The sequence below is a fragment of the Nocardia sp. NPDC046763 genome, from assembly GCF_040645495.1.
Classification (GTDB): domain Bacteria; phylum Actinomycetota; class Actinomycetes; order Mycobacteriales; family Mycobacteriaceae; genus Nocardia.
The window spans coordinates 157,993-169,634 of sequence record NZ_JBEYYI010000010.1 but is presented as its reverse complement, the minus strand read 5'-3'; the positions used below and the strand labels follow the sequence as shown (position 1 = coordinate 169,634).

At 67.2% G+C, this 11,642-nt stretch carries 18 protein-coding genes; 16 read left to right on the top strand and 2 right to left on the bottom strand.

From position 1 onward, the window contains the following. Positions 1–13: 13 nt before the first annotated feature. The gene (locus tag ABZ909_RS18605) at positions 14–355 is read right to left on the bottom strand and encodes a hypothetical protein (protein ID WP_357000930.1); all 342 of its coding nucleotides are present in this window, start codon (positions 353–355) and stop codon (positions 14–16) included. Positions 356–459: 104 nt separating this feature from the next. On the opposite strand from ABZ909_RS18605, the gene ABZ909_RS18600 reads away from it, so the two are divergent. From ABZ909_RS18600 to ABZ909_RS18590, 3 genes are all read left to right on the top strand, one after another. Further along, positions 460–669 (top strand): hypothetical protein, encoded by a 210-nt coding sequence (locus ABZ909_RS18600; RefSeq protein WP_357000927.1) that lies wholly within the window; start codon positions 460–462, stop codon positions 667–669. A gap of 151 nt (positions 670–820) precedes the next feature. Next, complete coding sequence (locus ABZ909_RS18595) at positions 821–1,072, top strand: hypothetical protein (protein WP_357000924.1); 252 nt, start codon at positions 821–823, stop codon at positions 1,070–1,072. Further along, positions 1,069–1,428 (top strand): hypothetical protein, encoded by a 360-nt coding sequence (locus ABZ909_RS18590; protein WP_357000922.1) that lies wholly within the window; start codon positions 1,069–1,071, stop codon positions 1,426–1,428. Before ABZ909_RS18595 ends, ABZ909_RS18590 begins: the two co-directional genes overlap by 4 nt. A 125-nt stretch (positions 1,429–1,553) precedes the next feature. Here the strand turns inward: ABZ909_RS18590 and ABZ909_RS18585 are convergent, their stop codons facing one another. Further along, on the bottom strand, positions 1,554–2,180 hold the full coding sequence (locus ABZ909_RS18585; protein ID WP_357000920.1) for a hypothetical protein: 627 nt from the start codon (positions 2,178–2,180) through the stop codon (positions 1,554–1,556). Between the two features lie 209 nt (positions 2,181–2,389). Between ABZ909_RS18585 and ABZ909_RS18580 the strand changes: the two genes are divergently transcribed. The 13 genes from ABZ909_RS18580 (at position 2,390) to ABZ909_RS18520 (ending at position 11,638) form a co-directional block, all read left to right on the top strand. Beyond that, the gene (locus ABZ909_RS18580) at positions 2,390–2,650 is read left to right on the top strand and encodes a hypothetical protein (protein ID WP_357000917.1); all 261 of its coding nucleotides are present in this window, start codon (positions 2,390–2,392) and stop codon (positions 2,648–2,650) included. Next, a complete protein-coding gene (locus ABZ909_RS18575; protein WP_357000915.1) occupies positions 2,637–3,050 on the top strand; it encodes a hypothetical protein in 414 nt (137 codons plus the stop codon). Before ABZ909_RS18580 ends, ABZ909_RS18575 begins: the two co-directional genes overlap by 14 nt. Continuing rightward, entirely contained in the window at positions 2,995–4,458 is a 1,464-nt protein-coding gene (locus tag ABZ909_RS18570; protein ID WP_357000913.1) for a hypothetical protein, read from the top strand. Before ABZ909_RS18575 ends, ABZ909_RS18570 begins: the two co-directional genes overlap by 56 nt. A gap of 11 nt (positions 4,459–4,469) precedes the next feature. Next, entirely contained in the window at positions 4,470–4,658 is a 189-nt protein-coding gene (locus ABZ909_RS18565) for a hypothetical protein (RefSeq protein WP_357000911.1), read from the top strand. Then, positions 4,655–4,801, top strand: coding sequence for a hypothetical protein (locus ABZ909_RS18560; protein WP_357000909.1), 147 nt, complete (start codon positions 4,655–4,657; stop codon positions 4,799–4,801). Before ABZ909_RS18565 ends, ABZ909_RS18560 begins: the two co-directional genes overlap by 4 nt. 5 nt (positions 4,802–4,806) lie before the next feature. Next, entirely contained in the window at positions 4,807–6,048 is a 1,242-nt protein-coding gene (locus ABZ909_RS18555; RefSeq protein WP_357000906.1) for a phage portal protein, read from the top strand. Further along, complete coding sequence (locus tag ABZ909_RS18550; protein ID WP_357000904.1) at positions 6,045–6,848, top strand: HK97 family phage prohead protease; 804 nt, start codon at positions 6,045–6,047, stop codon at positions 6,846–6,848. The genes ABZ909_RS18555 and ABZ909_RS18550 overlap by 4 nt, the downstream gene beginning before the upstream one ends. 158 nt (positions 6,849–7,006) lie before the next feature. Further along, positions 7,007–8,419 carry a phage major capsid protein gene (locus tag ABZ909_RS18545; protein WP_357000902.1) on the top strand — a complete coding sequence of 471 codons (1,413 nt, stop codon included), beginning with the start codon at positions 7,007–7,009 and terminating at the stop codon, positions 8,417–8,419. Positions 8,420–8,506: 87 nt separating this feature from the next. After that, complete coding sequence (locus tag ABZ909_RS18540; protein WP_357000899.1) at positions 8,507–8,896, top strand: hypothetical protein; 390 nt, start codon at positions 8,507–8,509, stop codon at positions 8,894–8,896. Between the two features lie 76 nt (positions 8,897–8,972). After that, positions 8,973–9,575, top strand: coding sequence for a hypothetical protein (locus ABZ909_RS18535; protein WP_357000896.1), 603 nt, complete (start codon positions 8,973–8,975; stop codon positions 9,573–9,575). Next, positions 9,572–10,054 (top strand): hypothetical protein, encoded by a 483-nt coding sequence (locus ABZ909_RS18530; protein ID WP_357000894.1) that lies wholly within the window; start codon positions 9,572–9,574, stop codon positions 10,052–10,054. The genes ABZ909_RS18535 and ABZ909_RS18530 overlap by 4 nt, the downstream gene beginning before the upstream one ends. 16 nt (positions 10,055–10,070) lie before the next feature. Then, on the top strand, positions 10,071–10,340 hold the full coding sequence (locus ABZ909_RS18525; RefSeq protein ID WP_357000891.1) for a hypothetical protein: 270 nt from the start codon (positions 10,071–10,073) through the stop codon (positions 10,338–10,340). 2 nt (positions 10,341–10,342) lie between these two features. Continuing rightward, a complete protein-coding gene (locus tag ABZ909_RS18520; protein ID WP_357000888.1) occupies positions 10,343–11,638 on the top strand; it encodes a phage tail tube protein in 1,296 nt (431 codons plus the stop codon). Positions 11,639–11,642: the final 4 nt, after the last annotated feature.

The window sequence follows — 11,642 nt, the reverse complement described above, 5'->3', positions numbered from 1 at the left end:
ACGGGTCTCTATCTCACTCGAGATTGTCGAAGATTCCCCAGGTCGATTCGAATGCCGTGAGCATCATGTCCGCCGCGTCCGCGTACCAAGCTGAACCTTCTCGCAGGTATCGCCGGTACATCTCGATTCCGGTCAACCACTTCAACATCAACTCGCCGATGAAGTACTTGGCGTCTCCGTCGCCCGGAAGGTCCGGCAGGTGGAGGTACGCGTCGATCACTGCCCGGTAGTGGCTTCCGATCGTCTCCGGATCATGGAGCTCCGGCAGATCGTAGGGAAGTTCGAGCCTGAGGAGCAGGCACTTCCGGAGGATCATGTACGTCTCGAGGAATTGATCGTTCCGTGGATCGATCATCTCAATCTCCTTGTCTCTGTGGAATTTTCGATGTGCTTGCCTTGCTCCCTAACTATACAACATGACGTTGCAAGGTGGCAACACTACGTTGTAAGGTGATTCGCATGATCGAGTACCTCGGAATCAAGCAATTCGCCGAACTGCACGGGATCGAAGAGGCGACCGCTCGCCGGTACAAGCACGACGGCCGATTGCCCCCACCCGACGCCGTGATCGGCACCGGCCCGCGCGCGCATCACGGCTGGCTGCGCGAAACCGCCGAAGCATGGAAGCGGCCGGGGCAAGGAGCTCGCACGGATCTGCAAAACGACTGAGCCGCCACGCGGTGGGCGGCTGGATCGGCCGCCGGAAAAATCCCAGGTGGTACGGTATTGCACAACAGGCCGCTACTGACCGCGCATGCGCGGAACCAGGTAGCGGCCTTTCTCGTGCCCTCGAAACTGGTCGCCGAACGGGGGTGGTCACATGTACCGGCCCTCCGGCGAGACAACTTGGCTCACGCTCGGCGCAATCGTCGTCGCGCACGAATTGCTGTGCCGTGATGGTCAATTCCTGACCGAGGCATGCGACCGGGCGCGGCGGCGACACCCGGTGCTGGTCTGGGCGACCATCCTCACGACCGCCGGCCACCTGCTCGACGTCCTGCCGCACGAAATCGACCCGTGGCGCCGCCTGGGCCGCCCGCTGGCCGCTGCGGTGAAAGCGAGGCTCGCGTGAGCGCCGACGACGAGCAGGCGACCGGCGAGCCCGGCCTCGCGCGCCGCGCGCTCGACCAGTTGCCCGCGCTGCTCGCCTCGACACCCGTGATCGTCCTCGGCGTCGGGCTGTTCGGCTATCTCGTCGTATTCGCTGGTATTGCAACGCTTCTCGGCCACCCCGACGCCGTTTCGACCAATGCGCAACTCATCCTCGGCAACTACACCAACGTCTCGAGCTCGGTCGGTGCGGGCGTGGCCGCCGGTGCCTCCGTGCACGCCGCTCGACGCCATCGGCGCACACATGCGCTCATGCGCGAGGCCCATCGGCTCGCCGAGGAAACTCACGCGCTGCTGAACCGCCTGCACGGTGACTAGCGGCCCTGAACGCCTGAAACCGGTTCGGGCACAACAGAATAAGGAGTGATCCATCATGGTTACCAACCTGATCACCGATGTCGTCAAGCTGATCGGCGACCTCATCGCCGACGTGCCGAAGCTGGTCACCGACGGTATTGCCGTCGCCCACTCGCTCGGCCTGTTCTAGGCGGATGGCCGGGGCCATGAAGCGGCGAGCGTCGCGCGATATGCGCACCACCACCGAGCGTGGCCTCGGCTACCAGCACCGGCAGAACCGCGAGTACCTGCTCGCCAAGCACCACGACGGCGCACCGTGCCCAATGTGCGGACAGCCGATGTACCTGAGCCAGGGACTCGACGCCGATCATTCTCGGCCCAGAGTGGCCGGTGGTACCAAGGCCGATCGCCTGGCGCACGCATCGTGTAACCGGTCCGCTGGGGCGCGGCTCGCCCACCGACGACAGGGCCATCGCGCCCGGCCCGAACCGTCCGCAATTCCTCAGGATCGAACCTCGGAAAGCTGGTGACCCATGGCCGGCCGTCGCACCCATCACACCCGAGGACATGCACCTACCCACCACGTCGCCCACCGTGCGGCGGCGCGGCATCGCCGACAGGAGCAGCGCGGCGAGCACCACACCGGGCACCGCGGCGCCACACACCAACAGCACGGTGTCGGCCACCACCAGGGCGCGCACCGCACCGGCGTGCACGACCACCAGCGCGCGGCGCGGGGTGCGCACGATCAGCACACGCAGCACGGCCAGCACTCGCAGCACCACCACAAATAGGACATACCGGACCGGTCGGCCTGGTCGAGATGTCCGGTTCGTACCTGAGTGTCGGGTACACCCGGTTTTTGGGTCGGGGGGCGCGTGACCGCCACACAGGAGCCTTCTTTTCTCTCCCCGAAGCGTTCCGAACTCGCCCCGATCTGTACCGAACCCGCCTGATCTGCGGAAATGCGAGGGGGAACGCCATGTATTTGCGCCAGCACTTCGGCGGCATGTGCACATGCGGCCTGTGCCAGGGCCGCGGCGGCGTCGAGTTGTGCGGCGAGCTCGAGCAGCACACCGCATTCTCGCCCGAGCTGCTCGACCAGGCCGCGGCCTGGTACCTCACCCGCGTCGAGGACGTAGTGACGCTGCGGTGTCTGAACGGGAACTTCCGCTATCGCCTCACCGGCGAGCAGGTGGTCGGCGGCCTGGCCGCGGAGTTGATCACCGATGCCGCGGGCTGACCCGCTCCGCTCACCGCGCGCCCTCGGCCCGGCCGGGCAAGCCCTGTGGCGCGAGATCAACACCGGCCGCACCCTCGACGGCCCGACCGCCCTGCTGGTCACCCAGGCGTGCCGGATCGCCGATATCTGCGCGGGCCTGCGCGAGGAGCTCGACCGCTCCCCGCTGACCGTGACCAACGACCGCGGCGACGAGGCCCCGAGCCCGCTGGTCAGCGAGACCCGTCAGCAGTCCCTCGCCCTGCTGAACATCCTGACCAAGCTCGGCGTCGGCAAGCTCCCGGCCGCCGCGAAGACCACGCGCTCGGCCCTCGACGAGCTCGCCGACGAGTTGAAGGAGCGCAGGCGTGCCAAAGCTGCTCGGGTCGACGACGCCGAGGATCCAGACGGCACCGGCGGCTGAGGACACCCTCGGTCCCTTGGTCGTCAAGGCGGCGCAGGCCGCCGGCCTCCGGTTATTCCCCTGGCAGAGGCACGTACTCGACGTCGCGCTCGGCGAGAACGACGAGGGCAAATGGGCCGCTTCGCAAGTCGGGCTCATAGTGCCTCGTCAGAACGGCAAGGGCGGGATTATCGAGGCCCTCGAGCTCGCCTGGTTGTTCCTCACCAAAGAGGAACTGATCTTGCACTCGGCGCACGAGTTCAAGACCGCGGCCGACGCCTACCGGCGAATCACTGCGCTGATCAAGAACGTCCCCGAGTGGGCCGAGCAATGCAAATTCTCGAACACCAACGGCAAGGAAGGTATCGAGCTCGACGACGGCCGCGCACTGAAATTCGTTGCGCGCTCTACTGGTTCGGGCCGAGGCTTCCCCGCGAAAAAGCTCGTGATCGACGAGGCATACGACTACACCGAGGCCGAAAACGCCGCGATGGCTCCGACGCTGACCGCGGCCGAGAACCCACAAACCTGGTTCACCTCGACGCCGGTCAACCAAGAGCAGCACCACAACGGCCACATCCTGGCGAAAGTCCGACGCCGCGGTATCAAGGGCGAGGCGAACCTCGCCTACTTCGAATGGTCCATGCCCGACGACCTGCCGCTCGACCGCTACGGCGACGAGGACGTCTGGGCGGCCGCGAACCCGTCCTACGGCCGTACCATCCAACGGCGCACCCTCGCAGACGATTTCGGCACCATGACGCGCAAGGTCTTCGGTGTCGAACATCTCGGCATCGGTGACTGGCCGCTGCCGCTCGACGAGACGTCGACTGTGATCGACATGGGCCTGTGGCGCTACCTCACCGACCCGCGGTCGCGGATTGAGGGCGAGCGGGCGTTCGCGGTCGACGTTTCGCGCGGCGGCGAGCGCGCCTCGATCGCGGTCGCGGGCCGCCGGTCGGACGACCTCCTGCACGTCGAGATCGTGGACCGGAGAAACGGAACCTCGTGGCTGCTGCCGCGCCTCGCCGAGCTCGCCGACCGCTGGCGACCGCGGGCAATCGTGGTCGACGTGAAGTCGGCGGCGGGCGGCCTGGCCGTTGACCTCGAAAAGCACTACCGCACCACCGACGGCCGCCGCTCAAGCACCATGCCCGACATCCTCCGTATCGACTACACCGAGGTCTGCCAAGCCTTCGCGCTGTGGCGAGACAAGGTCGTCGACGAGCAGCTCGTGCGCCACATCGGACAGGACTCGTTGACCGAGGCTCTTGAGGGTGCGAGCACCCGCACCATCGGCGAGGCGCAGGCATGGGACCGCAAGAACACCAGCGTCGACCTGACACCGCTGGTCGCTGTCACAAATGCCCTGTGGGGCTTCACCGTGTCGGCCGGTCGCGTCATCGATGCCGCTGCGAACGTTTGGTGAGGAGTCAACGCATGTCCGTACAACGGACCGGCCGCCGCGGTTGGGCTGCTCGGCGCGCGCGTCTGGATTCGATGCTCCGCCGCGACGGCACGGTCGAATACCGGCGCGTCCGACTGCCGGACGGGAATTCGGCCGACGACGCGCACGTCGTCGGACAGCCCGCGTCGGCACAGTGGGATACCTCGGCGAGCGTCTGGTGAGTACCCACAGCCTCACTCACCTCGTGAAAGTTGTTGCCGCGCTGGCACTGATCGGCGTCGGCGTTGCCCTGTGGTCGGTTCCGGCCGCGCTGATCACCCTCGGCGTCCTGGTCCTCGTCGACATCGTGACCGATCGGAGGTAGCGGGCGTGGGCATCCTGTTCGGCAGTCCTGGGCGTGAACGACGGCAGGCATTTCCTGAGCCGCCGATCCCGCCGTTCCCGGGCGCGCCTACCGGCTATTCGACCTCGACCCCGAACGTCGACACGGCCATGCAAGTACCGTCGGTGTGGGCCTGCGTTGCGCTACTGGCCAATTCGGTTGCCATGCTGCCGCTGGAAACGTTCCGGCACGAGGGCGAGCTGAAACGGCGCATCCCGGATCCGCTGATCGTGACGAGCCCGGCGCCGCGCATGACGCAATCGGAGTTCTGGCACATGGCGATGGTCTCGCTGCTGCTGCGCGGGAACTCGTACAACCTGATCACGCAGCGCGATCCCACGAGCGGCTATCCGACGCAGGTGCTTCCGCTGCACCCCGACGAGGTGAGCGTCCGCATCGACCACGAGGGCCAGATCACCTACTGGGCCCGCAACGGCAAACAGATTCCGGCCGAGGACGTTTGGCATATCAAGGGCCTCACGGTGCCCGGCGAGGTGTGCGGCCTGTCGCCGATCAGTTACGCGGCGGCGAGCATCGGCGTCGATCTGTCCTCGCGCCGGTTTGCCACCGAGTTCTTCGACGGGTCGCAGATCCCCAAGGCGACCTTGGAATCGGACCTGGAGATCAACCAGGAGCAGGCCGAGACGATCAAACAGCGCATGATCACGGCTACTCAGACGAGGCAGCCGATCGTGCTCGGCGCGGGCCTGAAGTATGTGCCGATCCAGGTCAAGCCGGAAGAGTCGCAATTCCTGCTGACCCAGAAGGACAACGTTGCTCAGATCGCGAGGTATTTCAGCGTCCCGCCGGAAATGATCGGCGGCACCGGCACGAGTTCCATGACGTACGCGAACGTGGAACAGAGGAGCATCGACTTCCTGACCTACTCAGTGTCGTTCTGGCTCAAGCGGATTGAGGACAGCATGTTTCCGATGCTGCCCGGCAAGCAGTTCACCCGCTTTAACACGACGGCGCTGCTCCGGACCGACGCCGAGACGCAGGCAAAGGTGCACGTACAGCAGGTCGCCGCCAAGCTGCGGACCCCATCAGAGATCCGTGTGTTCGACCTGAATCTCGCGCCCATGACCGACGACCAAAAGGCCGAGGTCGACATGGTCCCGCTCACGGTCACGCCGAACGGCGGCGCGAAGGCCCTCGCCGGCATAAAGAATCCCGGCGGCAACCCGGCCGCGGTCGCGCCCGACGACGAAGGAGATGACTCCCAATGAAACTGGCCGATCGCGGAGCCCTGACCAAACAACCGGAATTCCGTTCCTACCCGGCTGATTTCGCGGTCAGATCCACGGGCCCGACCACGGTCGAGGTCGAGGGCTACGCCTCGGTCACCGAGACCCCGTACACGATGTACGACTATTACGGCGAGTACTCCGAAGTCGTACGCGCCGGGGCGTTCGCGAAGACCCTCGGCGAGGGCGCGGACGTCGCTTATCTGGCCAATCACGGCGGATTGACGTTGGCGCGCACCAAGACCGGCACGCTCGCCCTGTCCGAGGACTCGACCGGCCTACACACCGTCGCCACCCTGAACACCGCCCGCGGCGACGCCCGAGACCTGGTGACCGCGATCCAGGACGGTGCAATCACCGAAATGTCGTTCGCGTTCCGCGTGATCCGCCAGCAGTGGAGCCCGGACTACGACGAGCGCGCGCTCGTCGAGCTCGACCTGAACCGGGGCGATGTGTCCGCGGTGAACTACGGCGCGAACCCGTACACCTCGGTCGGAACCCGCGCGTTCCGCTCGGCCCGTCCCGCCAGGATCGCGCGCCTCGCGGCGCAGGTTCGAGCGGGCTCGCTGTCCGACGTCGACGCCGCCACCATCGCGCACGTACTCGACCTGGTGGCCGCCGCCGATGTCGCGGTCGACCGGGCTCAGCCGCTACTCGCCGAGCTGATCGGCGTGCCGAACCCCGATGACGAGGACGGCGACGAGGACCAGGCCGCGCGCGGCGCGGGCCTCGTCGAGGTGCTGCGCATGGCCGAGGCCGAGCGCGCACACCGCTCCCGCTGACCCATCCCACAAGCCACCGGACGGCCGCCCGGCCGCCCGGTTCCAGTTGTGCGCGCACAGCGCCGGACCTCGCGCCGACCGACCCGATCGGTCACCCGAGGCACCACCCGAAGGCAAGCGCAACGCCACCACCACCCACCACAGAAAGGAGTGCCGCCATGAACGCACTCGATATCGTGCGGGCGCGGCTGGCCGAGCTGCGTACCGAGATCCAGACCCACAGCGACAAGCGCGGCGCGATCCTCGACGCCGCCGCCCTGGCCAAGCGCGGACTGACCGACGCCGAGCAGGCCGACTACGACGCGGCCGGCACCGCACGGGCCGCGGCCGAGGCTCAGGTCGCCCCGCTCGTCGAGCGCGAGGCCGAGCTCGTCGCCGAGGAGCAGCGCGAGACCGCGCAAGCACACGCCCGCGTCCAGGTCGGACAGGCCGACACCCGCAGCGGCGGCGCCAGCGTCACCGACGCCCCGGTGTACGAGCGCGGCAATCACGAGACGTCGTATTTCCGCGATCTCTACCTCGCCCAGCGCACCCAGGACGGCCAGGCTGCAGAGCGGCTGCGCCGCAGCGACGCGCAGATCATCGACGCCTACAAGCGCCGCGCGCCCGAGGCCCGCGCGCTGAACACCGCCCCGGGCACGATCGGCGAGTTCGCGCCGCCGCTGTGGATGGTCGCCGAGTTCGTCAAGCTGGCCCGCCCGGGCCGGGTCTTCGCCGACTCGCTGAACCCGATGACGCTGCCCAAGGGCGTGAGCAGCGTGAATATCCCGAAGGTCGGCGCGGGTACCTTGTCCGGCCTCCAGTCGGCGCAGAACACCGCTCTGCCTCAGCAGGACATGAAGTCGACGAGCATCTCGTCGGGCATCAGCACCCATGGCGGCAAGCAGGTCATCAGCTTGCAGCTGATCCAGCAGTCCGGCATCAATATCGACGAGGTCATCGTCCCGGACCTGGCCGCCGCCTACGCACAGGACTTCAATAACGCTGCGGTCAACGGCGCGGGCAGCCCGGATCTCATGGGCGTTCTCACCCAGGCGAGCGCGGGCCCGAACAACGTCACTTTCACCTCGGCCAGCCCGGCGCCCGGCGCGTTCTACTCCAAGGTGATGGGCGCGATCCAGTCGATCGCGACCACCTTGTTCCGGCCCGCGGACACCATCTACATGCACCCGCGCCGCTGGTACTGGCTGCTCGCCCAGACCGACTCGCAGGGCCGCCCCCTGGTCGTGCCCTCGACGATCGACACGGTCTCGATGAACGCCATGGGCGACGGCTCCGCCGATGTGCCTCAGGGCACCGTTGGACGGATGGGCGGCCTGCCGGTCGTCACGGATCCGCTGTTCCCGACCACCCTCGGCGCGGGCAACAACCAGGACTGCGTTTTGGTCGCCCGCCGCGCCGAGCTGCGTCTGTGGGAGGGCCAGCTCAACGCCGATACCCAGACCGCGCCGTATGCCGACAGCCTGGGCGTGCTGTTCCGGGCGTGGGCGTACTCGGCCGCGATCCACTCCCGCTACCCGCAGGCGCTGGCGCGCATCGACGGTACCGGCCTCGTCGCGCCGACCTTCTGACCATGACCGAGCAGTCGGCCCGCTCGCAGTCTCCGCGACTGGAGCGGGCCGTGCCCCCTCGCCTCGAAAACCGAACGGAGACAGCCCATGCCGAACTACACGGCGACCCTGCCCGCACAGAGCGCGGGCGGCGCAACCTCGACCACGATCATTTGCTCGACCGCACCGACTGACGCCGCTGGCGTCGGCATCACCTCGGTCGCGCTCACCTCGCCCTCGGCCGTGACCGGCGCGGCGACCAACAACGCGACCATCAACGTGCGCCAGCTGCGCAACGGCACACCGATCGCTGGCTCGCCGATCGCGACGCTCACCCTCGCGGCAGGTACCAACCTCGCCGCCGAGGTCCCGGTCGCCCTGGCGATCACCCTCGGCTCGTACGTGCAGCCCGGCGACGTCCTCGACGTGCAGCTCGTACAGAACGGCACCGGCCTCGCGCTCCCGGCCGGGCTCGTCGTGTCGATCGTCGTCGCCTGATCCCTCCCGGAACGGGCGCGCCGGCCTACTCCCCGGCGCGCCCGCAATCCCCTATGTATCGGAAGGCGGTAGCCCCGTGGGCCTGGTCTCCATGTCGGATGTCTATCGGCATTTGAACCTCGACGAGTCCGACCTCGCGCCGATGGCCGAGCTACAGGGATTCATCGACGCCGCAACACCGTTCGTCGAATACATCACGGGCCCGATGCTGCCGACCACCGTCACCGAGACCTATCCGGTCGTGGTCGGACAGACGCAGATCATGTTGCGTACATGCCCGGTGCTCTCGATCCAAACCGTCACCGAATACCTCGCCACCGTCGCCCGCACGCTGACCAACCAGCCGCGCGGGTCGAGCACCGACAACTACGGCTACAGCCTCGACATCGCCTCGGCCGGACTGCTGGTGCGCCGCGGCGTCGTCGGTGTCGCGATCCCGTTCCTCGGCGATACCGTCGTCGTCTCCTATACCGCTGGTCGCGCCACCGTCCCGGCACATGTGCGCATGGCCGCGCTCGAGGACATCCGCGGCCTGTGGCAGCAGACCCAGCAGGGCGGCAACCCGCGCTTCGGCGGCGACCGCGCGGCCGAGGACGGCTGGACCGTCGGACCCATCCACCTGTTCCCGCGGCTCGCGGCGCTACTCGAGGGCACGACGAGAGTGCAGTCGATCGCATGACCACCCCGGCCGCGCAGATCCCGGTGTCGACCGTCCCGGCGGTGAAAGCGTTTCTGTTCCAGCAGATCTCGGCGTCGGTCACGCCGAACCCGAACCCGTCGTTTCCGTTGCTGGTCACCTACGACCAGCCCGGCACGAACCAACCCGCGGAGATCGTGGTCGTCGGATCGACCCGCCACCGCACCGCCAAACCTTTTCAGATGGTCGGCAGCGGCGGGCACGGGTGGCTGTACGAGGAATACGAGCTCGAGCTCGAGATCGCCGTATTCCACGGCGGCGACGACGCGCAGGGCTGCTACGAGCGCGCGTATTCGATCCTCGGCCAGATCGAGGCCGTCATCCGCTCCGATCCCTCGCTCGGCGGGCGGGTGGTCGTCGCCCACCCCGCGACCACGCGCGACACCTGTACGTGGGAGCAGGAGCACAAGGGCCGATTAGTCGTTGTCGAGCTCACCGTGAACGTGTCCGCTCAAATCTGAAAGGGATAGGCGTGCAATGAAATACCACTATGTCGGCGAGCCCGAGCGGGTCTATCCCGAGCTCGGTATCGAGCCCGAATTCGGCGAAACCTACGAACTCGACCGCGACCCCGGCGACGGCCGATGGATGGCCGTCATTCCCGGCCTCGACACCGTCGCCGAGGCCCTCGGCGAACCGGCTGCCGCCGCGGACGTGCCTGCGTGCGAGGACCAGGCCGACGAGGACGACCCCGAGCCCGACGACGAGACCGACCCGGCCGTCGACGACCACGACGAGGAGCAGTAGTCATGCCTATCGCACGGTTTCGGTCATTCATGGGCATCGCCAAGGAGGCGACGCCCGGAACCCCGGTTTCGCCAACGGATTACATCACCCTGACCAGTGATCCGAAGCCCAAGGACACCTATACCAAGCTCGACGACAAGAGTTGGCGCGGATCCGCGGTCTCGACGTATGCGAAGGTGGTCGGCCAGCGCAAGGCCGAGATCTCCATCGACGGCAACGTGAACCCGAGCACCATCGGATACCTGCTCGGGTCGCTGCTGCCCGACCTGTCGACCACCGCGGCCAACACCACGACCCTGAGCCTCGGCACGACCGCCAGCTCGGGCGGCACGTTCGCCGCGGGCGCCGAGTACTGGGTGATCACCGCGCTCGGTGCATGGGGTGAGTCCGGCAAGAGCAACGAGGTCACCGCCACCCTGGTAGCCAACGGCACGCAGGTACTCAACTGGGTCGCGGTTGTCGGCGCGACCGGCTACAAGATCTACCGCGGCACCACGCCCGCAGGCGAGTCCGTGCTCGTCACCACCATCGGCAGTGGCGCGACCATCACCTACACCGATACCGGCACCAGCTCGGGTGCGGGCACGCCCCCGGCCGCCGGCACTTTCCTCAACACGCACGCGTTCGCGGTCCGCAACGTCGTCGACGGCCAGCCGACCTCGTTCACGCTCACCGATTTCAACGGCGACCAGGCCAAGCAGTACGCCGCCGCGAAATTCGAGGATCTCGCGTTCAAGTTCTCGGCCGACGGCCTGATCACCTACGCGGCCAAGGCGAAATGCTGGGCGTCGAGCGTCGCCGGAAGCATTCCGACGCCGAGCTATTCGACCGTCGATCCCATGGCGGCCTGGACCGGTGTCGTCTCCCTGTCCGGTGCGCCGGTGCCCTACGTGATGTCGGGAGAACTCTCGATCAAGCGCCCCGTCGAGGTCCTGCAGACCATCAACGGCATTCAGGACCCCTACGCGCTGTTCTCGGGCGCGGTATCGGTCACCGGCAAGTTCTCGACCGTGTGGCAGACCAACGACCCGAACTATCAGAACTACATCGGCGCGACCGGCGGCGGATACCTGCCGATCGATATCAAGTTCACGCAGCCGAATTCGTCCAACTCGCTGCAGCTGCATTGCAGCAAGGCGGCTTACACGATGGTCGAGTACGCCCGAGGCAAGGACTATGTCGAGGGCGCCCTCTCGTTCGAGGCCGTCGGCAGCACCTCGGACGCCGGTGCGTCCGCGGGCTATTCACCGATCAAAGCCACGCTGACCAACATGGTCGCGTCCGGAACCTACCAGTAGACAA

Bases quoted from the DNA above. Each gene is read 5' to 3' on its own strand.
- ABZ909_RS18605 (WP_357000930.1), bottom strand. From the start codon at position 355: ATGATCGATCCACGGAACGATCAATTCCTCGAGACGTACATGATCCTC.
- ABZ909_RS18600 (WP_357000927.1), top strand. From the start codon at position 460: ATGATCGAGTACCTCGGAATCAAGCAATTCGCCGAACTGCACGGGATC.
- ABZ909_RS18595 (WP_357000924.1), top strand. From the start codon at position 821: ATGTACCGGCCCTCCGGCGAGACAACTTGGCTCACGCTCGGCGCAATC.
- ABZ909_RS18580 (WP_357000917.1), top strand. From the start codon at position 2,390: ATGTATTTGCGCCAGCACTTCGGCGGCATGTGCACATGCGGCCTGTGC.
- ABZ909_RS18575 (WP_357000915.1), top strand. From the start codon at position 2,637: ATGCCGCGGGCTGACCCGCTCCGCTCACCGCGCGCCCTCGGCCCGGCC.
- ABZ909_RS18565 (WP_357000911.1), top strand. From the start codon at position 4,470: ATGTCCGTACAACGGACCGGCCGCCGCGGTTGGGCTGCTCGGCGCGCG.
- ABZ909_RS18550 (WP_357000904.1), top strand. From the start codon at position 6,045: ATGAAACTGGCCGATCGCGGAGCCCTGACCAAACAACCGGAATTCCGT.
- ABZ909_RS18545 (WP_357000902.1), top strand. From the start codon at position 7,007: ATGAACGCACTCGATATCGTGCGGGCGCGGCTGGCCGAGCTGCGTACC.
- ABZ909_RS18540 (WP_357000899.1), top strand. From the start codon at position 8,507: ATGCCGAACTACACGGCGACCCTGCCCGCACAGAGCGCGGGCGGCGCA.
- ABZ909_RS18530 (WP_357000894.1), top strand. From the start codon at position 9,572: ATGACCACCCCGGCCGCGCAGATCCCGGTGTCGACCGTCCCGGCGGTG.
- ABZ909_RS18525 (WP_357000891.1), top strand. From the start codon at position 10,071: ATGAAATACCACTATGTCGGCGAGCCCGAGCGGGTCTATCCCGAGCTC.
- ABZ909_RS18520 (WP_357000888.1), top strand. From the start codon at position 10,343: ATGCCTATCGCACGGTTTCGGTCATTCATGGGCATCGCCAAGGAGGCG.